Genomic DNA, 22,373 nt, shown 5'->3' on the forward strand with positions numbered 1-22,373 from the left:
TCATGAAGAAATTAGTAATGTTAGCAGTAGCTGTTTTAGGAACAACTGCAATGGTAAGTGCTCAAATAACTCCATCACAAACAACCCCTGTAAAAGAAGCTAAAGCTCCTAAAAAAGAAAAAAAAGCAGATAAAAAAACTAAAAAAGCAGAAGCTAAGCCAGAAGCGGCAAAAGCTCAAAAATAAAAGAGCATAAGTTTATTTATAAACTTTATTGTAGATTAAAAGGTTTTAAAAAATTTGGTAAAGAAAAAGCTGGTGGAGAAATTCACCAGTTTTTTTGTTGTTATTTGAGTTAAATTTTTGATAATAAAAAGCGATAAAATTTTCATTCTTTGTTACTTTGCTTAAAACTATACCTACATGATCCTTCGTTTTGTAATTCTTTGTGCTCTATTTCTGTTTATTGAGTTCTATTCTTATCAGGCTTTCCGGACTTTAATCAAATTAAGATGGGTTTTAGTAAGTTATCAGGTTATAAGTTTGCTTATTTTAATCTTTATAATTTATTCTTTCTCACAAGTAGATCGTTCTGTTGGGCAAACCAGACAGTTTATGTTTACTACAGGCTTGATGTTGTTGGTTTATGTGCCAAAAATTGTAGTAACGCTTATATTATTTGGCGAAGATATCTTTAGAGTGGGAGCAAGTATTTTTAATTACTGTATCTATAATGCCCCTAGAAAAGAAATGATGCCGGACAGACGAAAGTTTATCAGTCAAATCGCATTAGGCCTGGCAGCTGTTCCTTTTTTATCTTTGATCTACGGAATTTTCGAAGGAAAATATAATTTCAAAGTAATCAAACAGACAGTCTTTTTTCCTGACTTGCCAGATGCTTTTGATGGTTTTAGAATCACTCAGATTTCAGATGTTCATAGTGGAAGTTTTGATAATCCTGAAAAGATAAATTATGCGATTGATTTAATTAATGCACAGGAAGCTGATATGATTTTGTTTACGGGTGATATTGTAAATACACACGCAAAAGAAATGCATCCTTGGTTGGAGACTTTCAATAGAATTAAAGACTATAAATACGGTAAGTTTTCTGTTTTAGGGAATCATGATTATGGTGAATATGTTACCTGGCCTTCTGAGAAGCAAAAAGATGAAAATTTTCAAGAGATTAAAAAGCTTTATGGGCAAATAGGATTTAAATTAATGCTGAATGAGCATACTTATATTCAGAAAGGCGATGATAAAATAGCACTGATTGGAGTAGAGAACTGGGGTGTTAATTTTAAAAAAGCAGGTGATTTAAATAAAGCATCACAAAATGTTCATCAGGATGATTTTAAAGTCTTAATGAGTCATGATCCAAGTCATTGGGAAGCTGAAATTAAAAACCATCCTAAGAATTTTCATTTGACTTTAGCTGGTCACACTCACGGTATGCAATTTGGAATAGAAATTCCGGGTTATTTTAAATGGAGTCTGGCGCAATATATTTACAAACAGTGGGCCGGATTATATGAAAATGTTGGCCGATACGTTTATGTAAATCGTGGATTTGGTTTCCATGCTTACCCAGGACGTGTTGGTATCATGCCTGAAATAACAGTCATTGAACTAAAAAAAGGTAACAATGTGGCTTAATTCGTTAAAAATGCTACATTTGTATTAATTATCTCTTTTTAATAGATTAAAAGAATTAAATTTTTGGTTTATGTCAAAATTTGGAGAACTTATAAATGCCCAAGTTCCAGTGTTAATAGATTTTTACACAGATTGGAACGAATCTTCTGTATCAATGCATCCTGTTATTAAGGATGTAGCTGCTGCACTTGGCGATAAAGCCAAAGTAATTAAAATTGATGTAGATAAAAATCAGGAGCTTGCTGAAGCCTTGCGTATAAAGGGGCTTCCTACTTTAATGATTTATAAGGAAGGACAAATGATATGGAGGCAATCAGGGGAGCTTGATGCCAATACTATTATCGGAATTGTTCAGGATCAATTCAATATCTAATTAAACTTCCTCTTAGTTGGTGTTGTTTTTTTAATGAATAATATCAAACTTATATCCGTTTTCTTTTAAAAAGTGTAAAGTTTTAGGTAACGCGAATTTTAAATTATGCGATGCTTTTATACTGTCATGAAATACAATTACACTTCCGGATTGTACATTCTTAGTAACGTTTTCAAGACATTTTTCAGGTGTAATACTCTGATCAAAATCGGCACTTAAAACATCCCACATTACTATCTTGTAGCCTAAATTTCGTAAAATTTTAGATTGCGCTTTTTTAATTTTCCCGTAAGGCGGGCGAAATAATAAGCAGTTCAGCCTTTTTTCATCTGATAAAATAGAGGCACACGTTTTTACATTCTCAATGTAATCATTTGTTTGACTTTTCCATCCATTGATATGGTTCATGGTATGATTTCCAATAGAATGCCCTTCTGCAATTAATCTTTCAAACAAAGATGAATTTGCATTGATGTTTTTTCCAATACAAAAGAACGTTGCTTTTGCATCAAATTTCTTTAATTCAGATAAAACCCAGTCGGTAACTTCTGGAGTTGGGCCATCATCAAAAGTGAGGTATATTTTCTTTTCTTGATTTGGAATATCCCAACAATACTTAGAAAATACCCTTTTTATAAATGAATTTGTTTTTACCCAATAAAAGCTCATTGTGAGGTGATTTAGAGATATGTAAAAATAAAAAATGCAGCGCTATTTAACTAGAAGCGCTGCATTTTTTTAATCAGTATGTTTTTCGTATATTATTATTCTTTTTCGCGTCCAAAACGTTCGAAAACATTTACATAGGTATTGAAAGTCACTTTGTGCTTTTCGTAGAATGCTTTGTCTTTATTATGCTCCATAACCTGTAAAAGACTTCTGTAGCGCTCAATGTCAGTAATAATATCCATTGCTAAGTCGGTTTGGTCACCTGGCGTCAATGTTGCATAATAATTTAAGTTCTCTTTGTATTTCTGAACTAATTTATTTAATAAATCATGCGCTTTTGCTGTTTCACCAACTTTATAATATCCATTTGCAAACGGCTCTACCAATGAATAGTATCCATATTTCTCCACAGGTAATTTTGTCATTGCCAAATTAATTACATTTTTGGCTTTGTCGATTTTACCTTCTGCAATTAATTGCTCACTCAAGCGAGATAAATTAGTGCGGTATGTGATACTATTTCTTCTTGTTTCAGGATCGTGGTAGATTTTATCACTATCACTGTTGCCCCAATCCCATTTCATTACAATATCATACATTTTATCAGCATCAATTTGTCCCATATCCATTGGTCCGCCATCTTTTGATGGAACATTTCTAATTGGAACCAATTTGTATACCATTCCATCTAATTGTAAATAATCTTTTAACCATAAATAATCTTCATCGTCAAAGGCGCCACCACTGAAGTAAATTGGTCTTTTCCAGTTGTTATTGGCTAGAATATCAAGCATCATCAGGCGATTTTTGTAGATCGCACTTCCTTTGATATCAATGTCCATATACGGAACGATAGAATCGTTGTACTTAGGATTGACAACTTTGTTCTTGATGATAAGATTTTTGTCAACTGGTACTCTAATTTTATTAGTTGGATAAAAATGAATCGTTTGTCCGTTTTGTAAACCTACGGTCGATTTTGGATTTTTAATAAAACTAATAAAGTCATTGATGTTCCAGCGGGTATCAATTTTCTGAATGTAAGCTACGTAATCTAGTTTGTCTCCTACATATTCATCGTGATTGAATGATATTGGTAATGGATCAGATTCATATGATTTAGCTTTCATTTGATCAATATACCAATCCGTCATAAATAAACTTGTATTTACGATTTTTACATCAGTTCTAATCCCTTCAATTTCCTGGGCGTACCATAGCGGGAAAGTATCATTGTCTCCAATGGTAAATAGAATGGCGTTTTTATCGCAAGAATTCAAATATGCTTTAGCCATTGCAACTGCAGTATATTTATTTGATCTGTCGTGATCATCCCAGTTTTGAGAAGCCATTAAAATAGGTGCAGCTAATAAAGTTCCGGCAATAATAATTGGCCCTGCAATTCTTGGAGCTAAATAATTTTGAATAGTTTCATATAAAGAATATACTCCAAATCCTATCCAAATCGCAAACACATAAAATGATCCTACAAGTGCATAATCTCTTTCACGAGGCTCAAAAGGTCTCTCATTCAAATAAATTTTCAAAGCGATACCAGTAAATAAAAACAATGCTAAAAGGACATAAAAGCTTTTAAGATCTTTATTAGCGTGATACATTATTCCGATAAGTCCTAAGATAAAAGGAAGGAAAAAGTAAACATTTCTTCCTTTGTTGTTTAAAACGTCTGAAGGAAGGTTGTCCTGAGAACCTAGATGTAATGAATCAAGAGCTTTGATTCCACTGATCCAGTTTCCATCAAGATTATCATATTTACCTTGCTCATCGCTTTGGCGTCCTACAAAGTTCCACATTAAATACCTCCAATACATATATCCAAATTGATATTCGAACATGAAGCTGAAATTATCTGCAGTTGAAGGTTTTTCTATGATTAGATAATCTTTATAACTATTTAGGAATTTAACGTACCCTTCATTGTCAATTTGTTTTTGAGCATAAGCTTTTCTGAATTCAGAAACTGTTTTTTCAACTTCATTTCTCAATTGACCTGTCGCTTTATTGTATTCCTCTTCGCTTAATTGACTGGCGTCAATTCCGTATTTAGCTAAATCATCTTCATAAGGATAATTAGGGTTGATTTTAAATGCAGGAGGATTTGTGAAGCTGATATAGTTTTGAATATGTCCGGTTTCAGTACTCCACATTCTTGGCAAGATCGTTTTTTGATTGTCATCACTGTTTTGATCTGCATTTTTATAATTGTTAGTAATGATGTATTTACCAGTTTTATAATCTCTTTCGTAGTTTGGTTTTTTATCTAAATATGGTGTTTTTTCGTCAAGTCCAGAGAAAACTTCAGTGTATTGAGGACCATAAAATAATGGGTTCACACCATATTGTTCACGATTGTAATAGGCTAAAACCTCAGTTGCATCAGACGGTTTGTTTTCGTTGATTACTGTGTTGGCATTTGCACGTACAGGTAACATAATCCACGTTGAGAAACCAATCAGGATAAATAAAACACAAAGAATGATAGTGTTGTAGAAAATCAAGCCTTTTTGCTTTGTGTATTTTAATCCAAAATAAAAGAAAGCAATAAAAAGTAATGCAACAAATATGGTTCCTGAATTAAAAGGAAGTCCCATACTGTTTACCATGAAAACTTCAGTTTTCCCAAAGAAAGCCATGGTTAAAGGTAGAAGTAATTTAAAAATAAACAACAAAATTGCAATTACTACAGCATTGGCAATAATGAAATTTTTGACGGTAACTTTTTCGTAATGTTTGAAATAATATAAAAAACCAATCGCAGGAATTGTAAGTAAAGCCATGAAGTGAACTCCAAATGAAAGACCTACAACAAGTGAGATAATTAATAACCATTTGTTTCCTTTAGGTTTGTCCATATCTTGTTCCCAACGAAGACCAAGCCAGAAAAGTAATGCAATTAACAGAGAAGCCATTGCATAAACTTCTGCTTCAACAGCGTTAAACCAAAAACTATCAGAGAAAGTATAGGCAAGTGCACCAACAAATGAACTTCCTAAAATAACAATTGAATTGTTTTGATCGATTTCGGCAAAGCGAGCTACAATTTTTTTCAAAATCATAGACGATGACCAAAACATAAATAAAATAGTAAAGGCGCTAGAAAAAACAGACATCATATTTACCATTACTGCTATATGTTGATTGTCTATAGCAAACATGGCGAAAAAAGCTCCCATCATCTGGAACAAAGGTGCTCCCGGTGGGTGACCGACTTCTAATTTAGCGGCTGTAGCAATATATTCGCCACAATCCCAAAAGCTCATAGTAGGTTCAACAGTCAGTGTATAAGTAGTTAAAGCGATTGCAAATGCAAACCAACCAATAATTGTATTCCATTTATTGAAATTGAATTGTGCCATATTTAGATGTTAAAATTTTGTGTGTTTTCTATTCTACAAAGAAAATGTTTTTTTGTGTAAAGAAACGAGCATTAACATAAAATTCTACAAAACTATTTAGTAAAAGTAACGTATTGTTTGTGAAATACTTGCGAAAGTGTTGCTGGTTTTCGCGAAAAAAAAACATGAAAAAAAGTTTTTTTTTCGCGAAAAAGTTTGTGTAAACTAAAAAAAGCTTTAAATTTGCACTCGCTTAACAGCATTGCTGGTCTATGGTGTAATGGTAACACAACTGTTTTTGGTGCAGTCTTTCTAGGTTCGAGTCCTAGTAGACCAACATAAAGCCTCTCATTTGAGAGGCTTTTTTTATGCGATAATTTTTTTGGCAATTTCAAAATTTTGGAGCACGGAATTGGTTTCAAAAAATGAGGATTGGTTAGAAAAATGAGTCAAAGTGGAAGCTTTTCGGGTTTGTTGTGAAAAAATAAAAGTATGAATAGGTCTGAGAAGCAATGATTTATTAATCTTTGTTGGTGCTTCTGTTGAAAAAGTTTGTGTAAACTAAAAAAAGCTTTAAATTTGCACTCGCTTAACAGTATTGCTGGTCTATGGTGTAATGGTAACACAACTGTTTTTGGTGCAGTCTTTCTAGGTTCGAGTCCTAGTAGACCAACGTAAAAAGCCTCTCAGTCGAGAGGCTTTTTTATGCAATAAAATTACGTGAGTTTTAAGTGGTGAAATCTGATTTAGATTTTTAAAGTGATAACAGGTCTTATGGCATGGTTTACTAATCCTTCGCTAATGCTGCCGTTGAAAAAGTGTGCAAAGCCTGTTCTTCCGTGTGTGCACATTCCAATAATGTCTGCGTTTATACTATTGGCAAAATTGATAATTCCTTTCTCAATGTTAGTATCGTTATAAATGTGAGTTGTGTAATTGGTTATGTTGAATTCGGTTATGAAATTTTTCATTGCTTTTTCAATAACATGTGTTGGTTTGAAGCTGTTTGGCGTGCAGATTGTAACCAAATGTATTTTTGATTCAAAGAATTTGGTGAAGTTTAGTAATTTTTCGAATGGTTTTTTTGTTTCTTCAGAAAAATCAGAAGCAAAAACAATGTTGGTTACTTTGAAATCGGAAATATCTTTTTTAATAACTAAAACGGGGATTTCTGAATTCCGAACGACTTTTTCAGTATTAGAACCAATTAATAATTCATCAATACCAGAAGAACCATGTGATCCCATGATGATTAAATCGATATCATAATCTTTGCTAACTTGCGTGATTCCATGAATGGGTTTGTCTATTTTTACAATTTCGGTCACCGGAATTCCATTCAGATAAGGTCTTGAAGAGATGTTGTCAAGCATTTCGTTTGCTTTTTTCATGAAAAGCATCGTTTCCGGAATACTTGCACCACCCAATATGGCGTCATTCATTTGGTGTGGTAATTCAAGCATGTGTAAAACGATAATTTCAGAATCGTTTTTTTGGGCAATTTGGGCAGCAACTTTTAGGGCGTCTTCTGCATGTTCTGAAAAGTCAGTAGGGACTAAAATTCGTTTCATAATTTTTTGAGGTTAAATTATTTGAATAATCCGTGATTTTAATGCTTCTATAAAGATAAGAAATATTTTTAGAGCAATCAATTTATTTTGATTTATAAAAAAAACACTATATTTGCACCGTTATTTATTAAAATCTAAATAATGAGGGGACTAAGTGTCCCCTCTTTTTATAAAATTATGACATTTAAAGAAAAAGTAAACGGATTAATCGCAGAAGCTCTTCTGGAAAAGCCTTCAATCTTTTTGATTGATTTATCTATTTCAGATTCTTTCAAAATTAGTGTTGGTTTAGACGGAGATAATGGAGTGGCGCTGCAGGATTGTATTGATATTAGTCGTGCAATCGAGAATAATCTGGATCGTGAAGAGCAGGATTTTTCGCTGGAAGTAGCATCGGTTGGAGTAGGATCACCTTTGAAAATGACAAGGCAATACAAGAAAAATATTGGTAGAACGTTGATTGTTACTGCAAATACTGAAAAAATTGAAGCAGAATTAGTAGAAGCTAACGATGTTTTTATAATTTTGTCTTGGAAAGCAAGAGAACCGAAAAAAGTAGGAAAAGGAAAAGAAACAGTTCAAAAAGAGCAACAAATACCTTATACAGAAATTAAAGAGGCAATTGTTACAGTAACATTTTAATTAAAGAATTCGCATGGAAAATTTAGCATTAATCGATTCATTCTCAGAGTTTAAAGATAATAAACTTATTGATCGTGTAACGCTTATGGCAATTTTAGAGGACGTGTTTAGAAATGCATTAAAGAAAAAATACGGTTCTGATGATAACTTCGACATCATTATAAATCCTGATAAAGGGGATATGGAGATTTGGAGAAGAAGAGTAATCGTTGCTGACGAAGATCTTGATTTTGAAAACGAAGAAATTACCTTGACTGAAGCAAGAATGATCGAAGCGGATTTTGAAATTGGTGAAGAAGTTTCTGAAGAGGTTAAATTAATTGACTTAGGAAGAAGAGCTATTTTGGCTTTGCGTCAAAACTTAATATCTAAAATTCACGAACACGATAATACAAATCTTTACAAGCAATTTAAAGATATTATCGGTGATATTTATACTGCTGAAGTACACCACGTGCGTCCTAGAGTAGTTATCTTAGTTGATGATGAAGGAAACGAAATTGTTCTTCCAAAAGAAAAACAAATTCCATCTGACTTTTTCCGCAAAGGAGATAATGTTCGTGGAATCATTGAAAGCGTTGAATTAAAAGGGAATAAGCCTCAAATTATTATGTCTAGAACTTCTGAGAAGTTTTTAGAGAAATTGTTTGAACAAGAAATTCCTGAAGTATTTGACGGTTTGATTACAGTTAAAAATGTAGTTCGTATTCCTGGTGAAAAAGCAAAAGTAGCGGTAGATTCTTATGATGATAGAATTGATCCTGTTGGAGCTTGCGTAGGTATGAAAGGTTCTCGTATTCACGGAATTGTTCGTGAACTAGGAAATGAAAATATCGACGTTATCAATTATACAAGCAATATTCAATTGTTTATTACAAGAGCATTAAGCCCTGCAAAAGTTTCTTCAATCAAAATTGATGAAGAAAACAAAAGAGCTGAAGTTTTCTTGAAACTGGAAGAAGTTTCTAAAGCAATTGGTAGAGGAGGTCACAATATTAAATTAGCTGGTCAGTTAACGGGTTACGAATTAGATGTTATTCGTGAAGGAGATGTTGCAGGAGCAACGGCTGATGAAGACGATGTTGAATTAACAGAGTTTTCGGATGAAATCGAAGACTGGGTAATTGAAGAATTTGCTAAAATAGGTTTAGATACTGCAAAAAGTATTCTAAAACAAGAAGTAGAAGATTTAGTAAGAAGAACGGATTTAGAAGAGGAAACTATTCTTGACGTTATGAAAATACTAAAAGAAGAGTTTGATAACTAATTATCTGCTCTAACAACACAACGAAAAAGGTAATAATAAAAAGGTTATATGTCTGAAGAGAGAGTAATAAGAATAAACAAGGTTTTAAGGGAATTAAATATTTCGTTAGAAAGAGCTGTTGATTATCTAAAAGATAAGGGAATTGCTATTGATGCAAATCCGAATGCAAAAATTTCTGATAGCGAATTTAATATCCTACAAAGCCAATTTGCGGGCGATAAGGGGAATAAGGAAGCTTCTAAAGAGGTAGGAGAAGAGAAAAGAAAAGAAAAAGAAGCTTTACGTGTTGAACGTGAGAAAGAAATTGAGGACAAACGCAGACAAGACGAAGAGCGCCAAAAGCAGCAAGAGATTATAAAAGCGAGAGCTGTTGTAACCGGACCTGTTCAGGTTGGTAAAATTGATTTAAATCCAAAGAAACCTGCAATTGTTTCTACTCCTGCTGAGGAACCTGCGAAAGTAGAAGAACCAAAAGCAGTTGTTGTTGCTCCAGCTCAACCAGAAAAACCTGTTCAAAAAGAAGTTGTACAGCCTGAGCCTGTTGTTGCTCCTGTCGTTTCTGAAGAGAAAAAGGTAGAAAAACCTATTATTACAGAGAAAAAAGAAGTAAAAGTGGAAACTCCAAAAGTAGTATCGCAAGAGCCTGTTGTTTCAACAGATCCGGCAACTGCAGAGGAGACTATCACTACTCAATATCAAAAATTATCAGGAACTACTCTTACAGGGCAAACAATTGATTTATCTCAATTCAATAAGCCTAAGAAAAAGAAAGAAGATCCGAAGATAGTACCAAATAAACCGGGTGCTCCGGGAGCAGGAAATAACGCTAACAAAAATAAGCGTAAAAGAATAGCTCCGAAGCCAGGTACTCCGGGTGCACCAAAACCTGCTACAGGTAATGCGCCGGGAACACCAAACCCTAATAAAATTACACCAAATACTGGTGGAGGAGGTTTTAATGCTAACAGAAGTGCGAGACCTGGTTTTGTAAAAGGAAATCGTCCTGCTATTGTAGCTAAAGTTGAGCCTACTGAAGAGGAAGTAAAAAACCAAATTAGGGAGACTCTTGAAAAGCTTCAAGGTAAAGGTGGTAAATCTAAAGCGGCTAAATATAGAAGAGATAAAAGAGATACGCACCGTCAGAAATCTGATGAGGAGCAAAGAGCTATTGATGAAGGAAGTAAAACTATTAAAGTTACGGAATTTGTTACTGTAGGGGAAATTGCAATCATGATGGATGTGCCGATTACTAAAGTAATTGGGACTTGTATGTCGCTTGGAATCATGGTTACCATGAACCAGCGTTTGGATGCTGAAACATTAACTATTGTAGCTGATGAATTTGGTTACGAAGTTGAGTTTATAACAGTTGATATCGAAGATGCTATTGAGGTAATTGAAGATAAAGAAGAAGATTTAGTAGTTAGAGCGCCGATTGTTACTGTAATGGGTCACGTCGATCACGGTAAAACATCTTTACTGGATTACATCCGTAAAGAAAATGTTATCGCTGGAGAGTCTGGAGGAATTACACAACACATTGGGGCATACGGAGTAACTTTAGATAACGGTCAAAAAATCGCGTTCTTAGATACGCCAGGTCACGAGGCGTTTACCGCGATGCGTGCACGTGGAGCTCAGGTTACCGATATTGCTATTATTGTTGTTGCTGCGGATGATGATATCATGCCACAAACAAAAGAAGCTATCTCTCACGCACAAGCAGCGGGAGTGCCAATTATATTTGCAATCAATAAAATTGATAAACCAAATGCGAATGTTGAGAAAATCAAAGAGCGTTTAGCTAGTATGAATTTACTTGTTGAAGATTGGGGTGGAAAAATTCAGTCACATGATATTTCTGCAAAAGTTGGAACTGGTGTAAAAGAATTATTAGAGAAGGTTTTATTGGAAGCTGAGATTTTAGATTTAAAATCAAACCCAAATAAAGCAGCTCAGGGAACTGTAGTTGAGGCTTTCTTAGATAAAGGAAAAGGATATGTTTCTACAATTTTAGTTCAACACGGAACTTTAAGAGTTGGAGATTATATGTTAGCAGGAAAACATCATGGTAAAATTAAAGCTATGCATGATGAACGCGGGCATATTGTTAAAGAAGCTGGTCCGTCAACTCCGGTATCTGTTTTAGGTCTTGATGGTGCTGCGACTGCAGGTGATAAATTTAACGTTTTTGAAGACGAAAAAGAAGCAAAACAAATTGCATCTAAACGTTCTCAATTGATGCGTGAACAATCTGTACGTACACAAAGACATATTACGCTTGATGAAATTGGTCGTCGTATTGCTCTGGGTCAGTTTAAAGAATTGAACGTAATCCTTAAAGGAGATGTTGATGGATCTGTTGAAGCATTATCAGATTCGTTCTCTAAACTTTCTACTGAAGAAGTTCAAATTAATATTATCCATAAAGGTGTTGGAGCAATTACGGAGACTGATGTTATGTTGGCTTCTGCTTCTGATGCGATCATTATCGGATTTAATGTTCGTCCTGCTGGAAATGCGAGACAACTTGCAGATAAAGAAGAAATCGATATCCGTTACTATTCTATTATCTATGCTGCTATCGATGACTTGAAAGATGCGATGGAAGGAATGTTAGCTCCTGAAATGAAAGAGGAAATTTTAGGAACTGCTGAAATTCGTGAGATTTTCAAAATTTCTAAAGTAGGATCAATTGCAGGATGTATGGTGATGGATGGTAAAATTATGAGAACTTCTAAAATTAGAGTTATTAGAGATGGAGTAGTAGTGCATACAGGAGAACTTGTTGCATTGAAACGTTTCAAAGACGATGTTAGAGAGGTTTCTAAAGGTTATGATTGTGGTATCCAGATTAAAGGTTATAACGACATCGAAGAAAGAGATGTTATTGAAGCATACCATGAAGTAGCAATTAAAAAGAAGTTGAAATAATATTCAACAGTTATATTTTAAAGCCTCAATGAAAATTGAGGCTTTTTTTGTAAAAGGATTGTAAGATATTTATTTTTGAGGAATTGATTTGTAGTTAAAAATTATAGTTTACTTTTAATATTATTTTTTGATAAAATTATTTGATATGAAACCATTTTTATATTCAGTTATTGTTTTTATAAGCTTTTCTACAATTTCTTTTTCGCAGGAAGCTGTTGAAAAGGCGTCTCCTCCGGCAGGAAGTGCTATAGTTGGTGATTATTATGGAGCTGATGTTTCTAAAGCTGCGGAAAGTGAGGCGATATCGGTAGAAAAATTAGAAACTAAATTGCAAAATGAAAAAAAGATTGAAAATGTTACCGTTAAGGGAGAAGTAACAGATGTTTGTGAAAAACGTGGCTGTTGGTTGACTGTCAAAACCGGGAATGGTTCTTCTTTTTTTGTAAAAATGAAGGATTATGCATTTTTTGTACCTACTTCTTTAAAAGGTAAAAATGTTGTTTTAGAAGGTAATGCTGAGAAAAAAATCACATCCGTTGATGATCTAAAACATTATGCTAAAGATGCTAAAAAATCACAAGCGGAGATCAATGCTATTACTTCGCCAAAAGAAGAGATACGTTTTTTAGCTGATGGAATTAAGGTTGTAGATTAATTTTAGATTTTCTAAAGTTGAAAAATTATAGAAAGGAAAAAAAAATAGGATGCAGCTAAAGAATAATCAAAGCCTCATTTAAAAATGAGGCTTTTTTATTTTGAATGTAATTCTGATTTTGTCCGATATTTGATTTTTAAATGGATTAAAAAACTTCATTCATTTTATTTTCCAGAATATAGTTTGAAGGTGTTTTTCCTAATTTTTTTTTGAACATAAATATAAAGGCACTCGTAGTTTTATATCCTAAATCTAAAGCTATTTCTTTAATAGATTGTTTTTCGCCTAGTCTTTTTATGGCTTCTAGAAGTTTTAATCTTATGCGCCAATCACTAAAGTTCATGCCCAATTCTTTAATGAATAACCGGGATAGGGTTCTCGTACTCATAAACGATAGATCGGCGTAATAGTCTATAGTGTATTTGCTGGCGATGTCATTCATTAAAAGTGAAATAATGTTTTGAAGTTTTATATGATTGCTTGTAGGTAGAAAAGTAGAACTTGGTTTAATTAAGGCTAGTTCATCTGTAAATACTTCCATAATTCTTTTTTGAGAAAGTGTTGGATTTTTTTCATTTTCAAATGAGATGATTTTAAACATTAGTTGTTTTAAGAATATAGAAATGTCAAAAGAGAAACTGCTTTCAGGGAGTTTCTCTGTGTGTGAAGGATCTATAAAAACACTATATAATTTTACATCCTTCTGAAAAGATACCTGATGTTCAATTCCGCCGGGAATCCATAAGCCCTGCAATGGATTCACTACCCAAATGTGATTTTTTACAACTACATTCATGACGCCACTTGTTGCATAAAGAAGTTGTGCTCTCGGATGCGAATGAGATGCGCAAACAGCGTCTGTGATTTTTTCAGTATAACCTAAAACGGGTAATGATGGATTTATTTGGAATCCGTAGTCAACAACATGATATGTCTGATAATCGTTATTCGTTGTCCAAATGTAGTAATTATGACATTGTAATTAATTAGCATCTTTGTTAAAAATAAATTACCATTATTTATTACCGTTCAAAATATAAATGACACCTTATGACAAATGTTAAGACACAGCCCGAAGTGGTTCAGAAAACAATTTATTCCATTCTTTTTATTATTAGTTTTTCTCACTTTATAAATGATTTACTGCAAGCTGTGATACCTTCGGTTTATCCATTATTTAAAGAAAAATTTAATTTAAGTTTTACACAAATAGGACTGATAACCTTTACTTATCAGCTTACAGCTTCAATTCTACAGCCGTTTATTGGAATGTATACAGATAAAAAATCTAAACCCTATTCATTAGTTGTTGGAATGATTTTTACTTTGGCAGGATTGTTTTTCGTCTCTATTGCTGATAGTTTTTCTTATTTATTGATTTCGGTTAGTTTAATTGGAATTGGATCTTCTGTCTTTCATCCTGAATCGTCAAGAGTGGCTCATTTAGCTTCAGGTGGAAAGAAAGGACTAGCGCAATCTATTTTTCAATTAGGAGGTAATGCGGGAAGTGCAGTTGGGCCTTTGTTGGCAGCCTTAATTGTTATACCCAATGGTCAATCCTATATCGTTTGGTTTTGTGCTATAGCTTTGATAGGGATTTTTGCATTATATAGAATTGCGATATGGTACACTGATCATTTGGAAGTAAAACGCAGAAGCAAAACGACATCACAAGAAGTTATTATTCATCAGCTTTCTAAAAGAAGAGTTTGGTTGTCACTGGTTATTTTACTGGTTTTAATTTTCTCCAAATATTTTTATATGGCCAGTATTACAAGCTATTATACTTTTTTCTTAATAGATAAATTTCATTTGTCTATTCAGCAATCTCAGATTTATCTATTTGTTTTTTTAGGTGCAGTTGCAGCAGGAACGTTAATGGGGGGGGCAATAGGTGATAAATTTGGCAGGAAGTATGTAATATGGATTTCTATTTTAGGAGTAGCTCCTTTTACAATGCTACTGCCTTATGTCTCGTTATTTTGGATTGGGATTTTGTCTGTGCTAATTGGTTTGATACTTTCTTCTGCTTTCTCTGCGATTTTGGTATATGCAACAGAATTGCTGCCTGGTAAAGTTGGTTTGGTGGCCGGTTTGTTTTTTGGATTTGCTTTTGGAATGGGAGGTCTGGGATCTGCAGTTTTAGGTAAACTTGCTGATTTGACGAGTATTGAATATGTATTTAGAATTTGCGCCTTTTTACCATTGATTGGAGTAATTGCAGGTTTTTTGCCTAATATTGAGAGTAAGAAAGTTTAATAGACAGATGATAAAAAAAAAGCAACTCAATTGAGTTGCTTTTTTTTTATCATATATCAGTTATATTTATTTGCTGGGTTTAATCAGAAACACAAGTTTATATCTCTTTTTAATTTCGGCTAAATTTCGTTCTGCTTCGATTCTGGTCTTGAAATTTCCAACAATTACTTTATAGTTTGGTGTGTTGAAAATAATAGTGCCATCGATGTCACTATTTTCTCTTTTAAAATCGGATAAGGTTTTTTTTGCTTCGTCGCTTTTGCCGCTAAAAATCTGGATTTTATAAGTGTCGTTTGTGCTTATTGACGTGTTAATTTTGCGTTTATCGTTAAGTAACTGCTCAAATTTGGGATCCTGATTTACTGTTAAATTTTGGTCTTGAGCATTAATGTTATAGGCTAATGTTAACATTGTTAATGTTAAGAAAACTCTTTTCGAAGGGGTTAAAATTCTCATAATGTGATGGTTTTTATGCAAAAATAGTATTTAAAGTTTGTATGGAAAATTTTAATATTATTTAGAATTGATATAAATTGATATTTAAGACTATTTTAAGGTTTTGAGAATAGTTCATAAGTCGTATTTTTGTGCAAGTTTTAAAAGAGGGTATTCGTTTTTTATTGTTTTACTACAGTAAAAATCATACCAAAAATTAGTAGATAATTATTATACTATATGAAAAAGGTGGGTAACCATAATTCGATCTCAAGAAAATTGCTGCTTAGCTTATCGCTAACGCTGATTTTCTCCCTAACTTCATTTGCTCAAGATGCTGCTGCTCCGGCGGCGCCTGAAGCTGCTGCTCCGGCTGCAACTGCAGGTGGTGATCCAGTAAAAGGGAAGGAACTTTTTAATGCAAATTGCGCTGCATGTCACAAATTAGATGCTAAATCAACAGGTCCTGCTTTAAGAGGTGTTGCTTCTAAGCATGATATGGCTTGGATTTACAAGTGGGTGCATAACAGTTCTGACATGATTAAGTCAGGTGATGCTGTTGCTGTTAAACTTTTTGAAGAAAACAACAAGTCTGTAATGACTTCTTTTCCTCAATTATCTGAAGGTGATATTGATAATATTATAGCTTATACTTCTGAAGTAAAAGCTGAGCCTGCTCCTGGTGCTCCTGGTTCTGCTGCTCCTCCGGGAACAAAAGTTGAAGAAGGTGGAATTTCTAATAATATCATTTTAGGTGCTCTTGCTCTTGTGATGGCTATTTTAGTTGTTATGTTGGTAATGGTTAATAAGGTATTAACAAAAGTTGCTAGCAAAAATGGTATCGAGATTCCTTCTAGAGAAGCTAGAACTCCAATTTGGAAAGCTTTTGCTAGAAATCAATTTTTGGTATTGGTTACTTCTATATTCTTATTATTAGCGAGTGGTTATTTTGTGTACGCTTATTTGATGCAAGTTGGTGTTGATCAAAATTATGAGCCAATTCAGCCAATTCACTATTCTCATAAAATTCACGCAGGAGATAATGAGATCAATTGTAAATATTGTCACTCTGCTGCCCGTGTAAGTAAAAATGCTGGTATTCCTTCATTAAATGTTTGTATGAACTGTCATAAAAATATTTCTGAGGTTGCTGAGACTACTGCTACTCCTGAGTATAGCAAAGCGTTTTACGATGCTCAAATTCAAAAATTATATGATGCTGTTGGATGGGATAAGACTAAACAAGCTTATACTGGAAAAACACAGCCTGTTAAATGGGTTCGTATTCATAATTTACCTGATTTCGTGTACTTCAATCACTCTCAACACGTAAATGTTGCTGGAGTTGAATGTCAAACATGTCACGGTCCGGTACAGGAATTTGAAATCATGAAGCAATACTCTAAATTAACAATGGGATGGTGTGTTGATTGCCATAGAAAAACTGATGTTAAGATGGAAGGAAATGCATACTATGATAAAATTCATGCTGAACTTTCTAAAAAATACGGTGTAGAGAAATTAACTGCAGCGCAAATGGGAGGTTTAGAATGCGGTAAATGCCACTATTAATCGAATTATTAAGATTTTAATATTTATATACAATGTCATCAAACAAAAAATACTGGAAAAGTGTTGAAGAACTAGAGAATAGTTCTATTGTTGAGGCGCTTAGAAATAACGAATTTGTTGAAGAGATTCCTACAGAAGAATTCTTAGGGAATGCAGATGCTTTAGCTCAATCTGGAACTTCACGTCGTGACTTTTTAAAGTACGTAGGGTTTAGTACTGCAGCTGTTACACTTGCTGCTTGCGAAGGTCCTGTTCACAAGTCTATCCCTTATGTGTTACAACCAGAACAAATCATTCCTGGTGTTGCAGATTATTATGCAACTACTGTTTTTGATGGTTTTGATTTTGCTAACTTATTAGTGAAAACTCGTGAGGGTCGTCCAATTAAAATTGATAACAATACTATTTCTGGAGCTAAATTTTCAGCCAATGCTAGAATTCATGCATCTATCTTATCATTATATGATAGTATGCGTTTGAAAGAACCTAAATTGGAAGGAAAAAATAGTAGCTGGTCTGCTGTTGATTTAAAAATTAAATCAAGTCTTGCTGATGCAAAAGCAAAAGGTGGGCAAGTGGTATTGTTGACAAATACTTTAGCGAGTCCATCTACTGAAAAGTTAATTGGTGAATTTATCGCTAAAAACCCTAATGCAAAACATGTTGTTTATGATGCAGTTTCTTCATCTGACGCATTAGATGCATTTGAAACAGTGTACGGTGAAAGAGCTTTAGTTGATTATGATTTTTCAAAAGCTTCTTTAATTGTTTCTGTTGGTGCTGATTTCTTAGGAGACTGGCAAGGTGGTGGATACGATACTGGATATGCAAAAGGACGTATTCCTCAAAACGGAAAAATGTCTCGTCACTTTCAGTTCGAATCAAATATGACATTATCTGGAGCTGCTGCTGATAAGCGTGTTCCAATGACTATTGCTGATCAAAAACAAGCTTTAGTTCAAATATATAATATAGTTGCAGGTGCTTCTGTTGCTGTCACTTTAGACGGTAATTTTAAAGCAGAAGTTGTTAAAGCTGCCCAACAGTTAAAAGCTGCTGGTTCTAAAGGAGTTTTAGTATCTGGAATTGAAGATAAAAATGCACAATTATTAGTTTTAGCTATCAATCAGGTATTGGCTAGTGAAGCTTTTAATACTGCTGGTACAAGACAAATTAGAAAAGGTTCTAATGCGGTTGTATCGCAATTAATAAAAGATATGAATGCTGGTAGTGTTCATACTTTAATCATGAGTGGTATCAATCCTGTTTACACATTAGCTGATTCAGCTTCTTTTGTTTCCGGATTGAAAAAAGTAAAAACGTCAGTTGCTTTTTCTTTAAAAGAAGATGAAACTGCATCGATTACTACAATTGCTGCTCCTGCTCCTCATTACTTAGAATCATGGGGTGATGTTGTCCTTACAAAAGGAACTTATAGTTTGACTCAGCCAACTATTCGTCCTATATTCAATACAAAACAATTTCAAGACGTTTTATTATCATTAAACGGTGTTCCTGGAAACTTCTACGATTATCTTAAAGCTAGTTCAGCTGGGATTATTGCTGGTTCTTCTTGGAATAAAGTCTTACATGATGGTGTTTTTGTAATTGGTTCTACTGCTTTATCTGCTGGTTCTTTTGATTACACTGCGGCTGCAAGTGCAGTTTCTAAGTCAAGATCAGCTGGAAATTTCGAGTTAGTACTATATACTAAAACAGGTATGGGTGATGGACAACAAGCAAACAATCCTTGGTTGCAAGAGTTTCCAGATCCTATCACAAGAGTTTCTTGGGATAATTATGTAACTATTTCTAATGCAGACGCTAAGAAACTTGGTTTAACAAATGAAATTGTTGCTAATGGTGGTTTGAATGGTAGTTATGCTACAATTACTACTGCTGATGGAGCTAAGTTAGAAAATGTTCCTGTAATTGTTCAGCCTGGACAAGCTATTGGTACAGTTGGTTTAGCTGTCGGTTACGGTCGTAAAGCTGCTTTAAAAGATGAAATGCAGGTAGGTTTAAATGCCTACGCTTTATATAAAAATTTCAATAGTGTTCAATCTGTTTCTATTGCGAAAGCAAGTGGAGTTCACGAGTTCGCTTGTGTTCAAGGACAGAAAACATTAATGGGTAGAGGAGATATTATTAAAGAAACTACTCTTGAAATCTTTAATACTAAAGATGCTGAACATTGGAATGAAAAACCAATGGTATCTTTAGATCACCAGGAAGTTGAGGCTACTACTGTCGATTTATGGGAATCATTTGATCGTACAACTGGGCATCACTTTAATCTTTCAATTGACTTAAATGCTTGTACTGGTTGTGGTGCTTGTGTTATTGCTTGTCACGCTGAGAACAATGTTCCGGTTGTTGGTAAAGCAGAGGTAAGAAGAAGTCGTGATATGCACTGGTTGCGTATTGATAGATATTATTCTTCTGAAAGTACTTTTGAAGGTGATAATGAAAGAAAAGAAAATATTGCTGGTTTATCTAGTTCATTATCTACATTTAATGAAATGGAAAAAGCTGGAGATAATCCACAAGTTTCATTCCAACCAGTTATGTGTCAGCACTGTAATCACGCACCATGTGAGACAGTATGTCCTGTAGCTGCTACATCTCACGGTCGTGAAGGTCAAAACCACATGGCATACAACAGATGTGTTGGTACTCGTTACTGTGCAAACAACTGCCCATATAAAGTACGTCGTTTCAACTGGTTCTTGTATAACAAAAACACAGAATTCGATTATCATATGAATGACGATTTAGGGCGTATGGTGTTAAACCCAGACGTAAACGTTCGTTCTCGTGGAGTTATGGAAAAATGTTCTATGTGTATTCAAATGACACAAGCAACTAAGTTAAAAGCTAAAAATGAAGGTCGCCCAGTTGCTGATGGCGAATTCCAAACAGCTTGTTCTAATGCTTGTTCTTCTGGAGCAATGATATTTGGTGATGTTAATGATACAGAAAGCAAAGTAGCTAAATTAGCAGCTGATGAAAGATCATATCACTTGTTAGAGCATGTAGGAACAAAACCTAATGTGGTTTACCATGTTAAAGTTAGAAATACTTAGTAAATTATTAATTAGAAACAATATAAAGGATTATGTCGTCTCACTACGAAGCACCCATTAGAAAACCTTTAGTTATAGGTGATAAATCTTATCACGATGTAACAGTAGATGTAGCTGCACCTGTTGAGGGGCCTGCAAACAAACAATGGTGGATTGTATTTTCAATCGCATTAATAGCCTTCCTTTGGGGGTTAGGTTGTATCATTTACACCGTATCTACCGGTATCGGAACATGGGGATTAAATAAAACAGTTGGTTGGGCTTGGGATATCACGAACTTCGTTTGGTGGGTTGGTATTGGTCACGCTGGAACATTAATTTCTGCGGTATTATTACTTTTCCGTCAACGTTGGAGAATGGCTATTAACCGTTCTGCAGAAGCAATGACTATCTTCTCGGTAGTTCAGGCAGGTTTATTTCCAATTATTCACATGGGACGTCCATGGTTAGCATACTGGGTTTTACCTATTCCAAATCAGTTTGGATCTTTATGGGTAAACTTTAACTCACCATTACTTTGGGACGTATTTGCGATTTCAACTTATCTTTCAGTTTCATTAGTTTTCTGGTGGACTGGTTTATTACCTGATTTTGCAATGCTACGTGATAGAGCAGTAACTCCTTTTACAAAGAGAGTTTATTCTATCCTAAGTTTCGGATGGAGTGGAAGAGCTAAAGATTGGCAGCGTTTTGAAGAAGTATCTCTAGTATTAGCTGGTTTGGCTACTCCTCTTGTACTTTCTGTACACACGATTGTATCTATGGACTTTGCTACTTCAGTAATTCCAGGATGGCATACTACAATTTTCCCTCCATACTTCGTTGCTGGAGCGGTATTCTCAGGATTTGCAATGGTAAATACATTGTTGATCGTTATGAGAAAAGTTTCTAATCTTGAAGCATACATTACATTACAACATATCGAATTAATGAATATCATTATTATGATTACTGGTTCTATTGTTGGTGTAGCTTATATTACTGAGTTGTTCGTAGCTTGGTATTCAGGAGTAGAGTATGAGCAGTATGCTTTCTTAAACAGAGCTACCGGACCTTACTGGTGGGCATATTGGTCAATGATGACTTGTAATGTTTTTTCACCACAATTTATGTGGTTCAAGAAACTAAGAACTAGTATCATGTTCTCTTTTATTATTTCGATTGTGGTAAACATCGGAATGTGGTTTGAAAGATTCGTAATTATTGTTACTTCTTTACATAGAGATTACCTTCCATCCTCTTGGACAATGTTCTCACCAACATTTGTTGATATTGGAATTTTCATCGGAACAATTGGTTTCTTCTTTGTATTGTTTTTATTATACTCTAGAACATTTCCTGTAATTGCTCAGGCAGAGGTTAAAACAATTTTGAAAGGAACAGGAGATAATTACATTAGAGAAAGAGCAAATAAAGATTCACATCATGAGTAATAAAGTAATATACGCCATTTATAATGACGATGATATTTTGATGGATGCAGTAAAGAAAACCAGAGCTGCTCATCATCATATTGAAGAGGTTTTTACTCCATTCCCAGTTCACGGATTGGATAAAGCTATGGGTTTAGCACCAACAAGATTAGCAATTTGTGCTTTTTTATATGGATGTGTTGGTATTTCTGTTGCAACAACAATGATGAGTTATATCATGATTCATGACTGGCCACAGGATATCGGTGGAAAACCAAGTTTTAGTTTCATTCAGAATATGCCATCTTTTGTGCCGATTATGTTTGAGATGACTGTATTTTTTGCTGCCCACTTAATGGTAATCACTTTTTACATGAGAAGTAGATTATGGCCATTTAAGCAAGCTGAAAATCCTGATGTAAGAACAACAGATGACCATTTCTTAATGGAAGTTGCTGTAAACGATAACGAAGCAGAACTTGTTTCTTTTTTCGAAGGTACAGGAGCTGTTGAAGTTAAAGTAATTGAAAAGAATTAATTGTAG

17 protein-coding genes and 2 tRNA genes are annotated in these 22,373 nt (G+C 34.1%); 14 read left to right on the plus strand and 5 right to left on the minus strand.

Annotated elements, in window-relative coordinates; translation table 11 throughout:
- Positions 1 to 2: 2 nt before the first annotated feature.
- The 3 genes from IRZ99_RS18140 to IRZ99_RS18150 all read left to right on the plus strand — a co-directional run bounded on the left by IRZ99_RS18140 (position 3) and on the right by IRZ99_RS18150 (position 1,971).
- Positions 3 to 185: a hypothetical protein gene (locus tag IRZ99_RS18140; protein ID WP_194658587.1), complete on the plus strand. Its 183-nt coding sequence runs from the start codon at positions 3 to 5 to the stop codon at positions 183 to 185.
- Positions 186 to 362: 177 nt separating this feature from the next.
- Positions 363 to 1,598 (plus strand): metallophosphoesterase, encoded by a 1,236-nt coding sequence (locus IRZ99_RS18145; protein WP_194658588.1) that lies wholly within the window; start codon positions 363 to 365, stop codon positions 1,596 to 1,598.
- A 70-nt stretch (positions 1,599 to 1,668) separates the two neighbouring features.
- A complete protein-coding gene (locus tag IRZ99_RS18150; RefSeq protein ID WP_026983729.1) occupies positions 1,669 to 1,971 on the plus strand; it encodes a co-chaperone YbbN in 303 nt (100 codons plus the stop codon).
- Positions 1,972 to 2,001: 30 nt separating this feature from the next.
- Here the strand turns inward: IRZ99_RS18150 and IRZ99_RS18155 are convergent, their stop codons facing one another.
- Entirely contained in the window at positions 2,002 to 2,640 is a 639-nt protein-coding gene (locus IRZ99_RS18155; RefSeq protein ID WP_194658589.1) for a polysaccharide deacetylase family protein, read from the minus strand.
- Positions 2,641 to 2,735: 95 nt separating this feature from the next.
- A complete protein-coding gene (locus IRZ99_RS18160; RefSeq protein WP_194658590.1) occupies positions 2,736 to 6,017 on the minus strand; it encodes a DUF2723 domain-containing protein in 3,282 nt (1,093 codons plus the stop codon).
- A 245-nt stretch (positions 6,018 to 6,262) separates the two neighbouring features.
- On the opposite strand from IRZ99_RS18160, the gene IRZ99_RS18165 reads away from it, so the two are divergent.
- Together IRZ99_RS18165 and IRZ99_RS18170 are read left to right on the plus strand one after the other, a co-directional pair.
- Positions 6,263 to 6,333 (plus strand) — tRNA-Gln (locus IRZ99_RS18165).
- Positions 6,334 to 6,598: 265 nt separating this feature from the next.
- Positions 6,599 to 6,669: transfer RNA gene (locus tag IRZ99_RS18170), tRNA-Gln, on the plus strand.
- A gap of 73 nt (positions 6,670 to 6,742) precedes the next feature.
- On the opposite strand, the gene IRZ99_RS18175 is transcribed toward IRZ99_RS18170, so the two are convergent.
- A complete protein-coding gene (locus tag IRZ99_RS18175; protein WP_194658591.1) occupies positions 6,743 to 7,567 on the minus strand; it encodes a universal stress protein in 825 nt (274 codons plus the stop codon).
- 177 nt (positions 7,568 to 7,744) lie between these two features.
- On the opposite strand from IRZ99_RS18175, the gene rimP reads away from it, so the two are divergent.
- The 4 genes from rimP (at position 7,745) to IRZ99_RS18195 (ending at position 13,065) form a co-directional block, all read left to right on the plus strand.
- Positions 7,745 to 8,209: a ribosome assembly cofactor RimP gene (gene rimP / locus IRZ99_RS18180; RefSeq protein ID WP_194658592.1), complete on the plus strand. Its 465-nt coding sequence runs from the start codon at positions 7,745 to 7,747 to the stop codon at positions 8,207 to 8,209.
- Positions 8,210 to 8,222: 13 nt separating this feature from the next.
- Positions 8,223 to 9,476, plus strand: a complete 1,254-nt coding sequence (gene nusA, locus IRZ99_RS18185) for a transcription termination factor NusA (RefSeq protein WP_056190461.1) — start codon at positions 8,223 to 8,225, stop codon at positions 9,474 to 9,476.
- Positions 9,477 to 9,524: 48 nt separating this feature from the next.
- A complete protein-coding gene (infB, locus tag IRZ99_RS18190) occupies positions 9,525 to 12,410 on the plus strand; it encodes a translation initiation factor IF-2 (RefSeq protein ID WP_194658593.1) in 2,886 nt (961 codons plus the stop codon).
- 145 nt (positions 12,411 to 12,555) lie between these two features.
- A complete protein-coding gene (locus IRZ99_RS18195; protein ID WP_194658594.1) occupies positions 12,556 to 13,065 on the plus strand; it encodes a DUF4920 domain-containing protein in 510 nt (169 codons plus the stop codon).
- Positions 13,066 to 13,210: 145 nt separating this feature from the next.
- Here the strand turns inward: IRZ99_RS18195 and IRZ99_RS21320 are convergent, their stop codons facing one another.
- On the minus strand, positions 13,211 to 14,026 hold the full coding sequence (locus IRZ99_RS21320; protein ID WP_194658611.1) for a helix-turn-helix domain-containing protein: 816 nt from the start codon (positions 14,024 to 14,026) through the stop codon (positions 13,211 to 13,213).
- A gap of 89 nt (positions 14,027 to 14,115) precedes the next feature.
- On the opposite strand from IRZ99_RS21320, the gene IRZ99_RS18205 reads away from it, so the two are divergent.
- Complete coding sequence (locus IRZ99_RS18205; protein WP_194658595.1) at positions 14,116 to 15,324, plus strand: MFS transporter; 1,209 nt, start codon at positions 14,116 to 14,118, stop codon at positions 15,322 to 15,324.
- Positions 15,325 to 15,390: 66 nt separating this feature from the next.
- Here IRZ99_RS18205 and IRZ99_RS18210 read toward each other — a convergent pair whose 3' ends face one another.
- The gene (locus IRZ99_RS18210) at positions 15,391 to 15,780 is read right to left on the minus strand and encodes an SPOR domain-containing protein (RefSeq protein WP_194658596.1); all 390 of its coding nucleotides are present in this window, start codon (positions 15,778 to 15,780) and stop codon (positions 15,391 to 15,393) included.
- Between the two features lie 219 nt (positions 15,781 to 15,999).
- On the opposite strand from IRZ99_RS18210, the gene IRZ99_RS18215 reads away from it, so the two are divergent.
- The 4 genes from IRZ99_RS18215 to IRZ99_RS18230 are packed head-to-tail and all read left to right on the plus strand — an operon-like array spanning position 16,000 to position 22,367.
- Complete coding sequence (locus IRZ99_RS18215; RefSeq protein ID WP_194658597.1) at positions 16,000 to 17,331, plus strand: c-type cytochrome; 1,332 nt, start codon at positions 16,000 to 16,002, stop codon at positions 17,329 to 17,331.
- Positions 17,332 to 17,363: 32 nt separating this feature from the next.
- Entirely contained in the window at positions 17,364 to 20,417 is a 3,054-nt protein-coding gene (locus IRZ99_RS18220; protein ID WP_194658598.1) for a TAT-variant-translocated molybdopterin oxidoreductase, read from the plus strand.
- Positions 20,418 to 20,449: 32 nt separating this feature from the next.
- Positions 20,450 to 21,850 carry an NrfD/PsrC family molybdoenzyme membrane anchor subunit gene (gene nrfD, locus IRZ99_RS18225; protein ID WP_026983716.1) on the plus strand — a complete coding sequence of 467 codons (1,401 nt, stop codon included), beginning with the start codon at positions 20,450 to 20,452 and terminating at the stop codon, positions 21,848 to 21,850.
- On the plus strand, positions 21,843 to 22,367 hold the full coding sequence (locus IRZ99_RS18230) for a DUF3341 domain-containing protein (protein WP_025572651.1): 525 nt from the start codon (positions 21,843 to 21,845) through the stop codon (positions 22,365 to 22,367). The genes nrfD and IRZ99_RS18230 overlap by 8 nt, the downstream gene beginning before the upstream one ends.
- Positions 22,368 to 22,373: the final 6 nt, after the last annotated feature.

The sequence above is a fragment of the Flavobacterium sp. LC2016-12 genome, assembly GCF_015351595.1.
In the GTDB taxonomy this organism is placed as follows: Bacteria; Bacteroidota; Bacteroidia; order Flavobacteriales; family Flavobacteriaceae; genus Flavobacterium.

What these genes read in the sequence shown, in the direction of transcription:
- IRZ99_RS18140 (WP_194658587.1), top strand. Translation starts at nt 3, where the DNA reads ATGAAGAAATTAGTAATGTTAGCAGTAGCTGTTTTAGGAACAACTGCA.
- IRZ99_RS18145 (WP_194658588.1), top strand. Translation starts at nt 363, where the DNA reads ATGATCCTTCGTTTTGTAATTCTTTGTGCTCTATTTCTGTTTATTGAG.
- IRZ99_RS18150 (WP_026983729.1), top strand. Translation starts at nt 1,669, where the DNA reads ATGTCAAAATTTGGAGAACTTATAAATGCCCAAGTTCCAGTGTTAATA.
- IRZ99_RS18155 (WP_194658589.1), bottom strand. Translation starts at nt 2,640, where the DNA reads ATGAGCTTTTATTGGGTAAAAACAAATTCATTTATAAAAAGGGTATTT.
- IRZ99_RS18160 (WP_194658590.1), bottom strand. Translation starts at nt 6,017, where the DNA reads ATGGCACAATTCAATTTCAATAAATGGAATACAATTATTGGTTGGTTT.
- IRZ99_RS18175 (WP_194658591.1), bottom strand. Translation starts at nt 7,567, where the DNA reads ATGAAACGAATTTTAGTCCCTACTGACTTTTCAGAACATGCAGAAGAC.
- rimP (WP_194658592.1), top strand. Translation starts at nt 7,745, where the DNA reads ATGACATTTAAAGAAAAAGTAAACGGATTAATCGCAGAAGCTCTTCTG.
- nusA (WP_056190461.1), top strand. Translation starts at nt 8,223, where the DNA reads ATGGAAAATTTAGCATTAATCGATTCATTCTCAGAGTTTAAAGATAAT.
- infB (WP_194658593.1), top strand. Translation starts at nt 9,525, where the DNA reads ATGTCTGAAGAGAGAGTAATAAGAATAAACAAGGTTTTAAGGGAATTA.
- IRZ99_RS18195 (WP_194658594.1), top strand. Translation starts at nt 12,556, where the DNA reads ATGAAACCATTTTTATATTCAGTTATTGTTTTTATAAGCTTTTCTACA.
- IRZ99_RS18205 (WP_194658595.1), top strand. Translation starts at nt 14,116, where the DNA reads ATGACAAATGTTAAGACACAGCCCGAAGTGGTTCAGAAAACAATTTAT.
- IRZ99_RS18210 (WP_194658596.1), bottom strand. Translation starts at nt 15,780, where the DNA reads ATGAGAATTTTAACCCCTTCGAAAAGAGTTTTCTTAACATTAACAATG.
- IRZ99_RS18215 (WP_194658597.1), top strand. Translation starts at nt 16,000, where the DNA reads ATGAAAAAGGTGGGTAACCATAATTCGATCTCAAGAAAATTGCTGCTT.
- IRZ99_RS18220 (WP_194658598.1), top strand. Translation starts at nt 17,364, where the DNA reads ATGTCATCAAACAAAAAATACTGGAAAAGTGTTGAAGAACTAGAGAAT.
- nrfD (WP_026983716.1), top strand. Translation starts at nt 20,450, where the DNA reads ATGTCGTCTCACTACGAAGCACCCATTAGAAAACCTTTAGTTATAGGT.
- IRZ99_RS18230 (WP_025572651.1), top strand. Translation starts at nt 21,843, where the DNA reads ATGAGTAATAAAGTAATATACGCCATTTATAATGACGATGATATTTTG.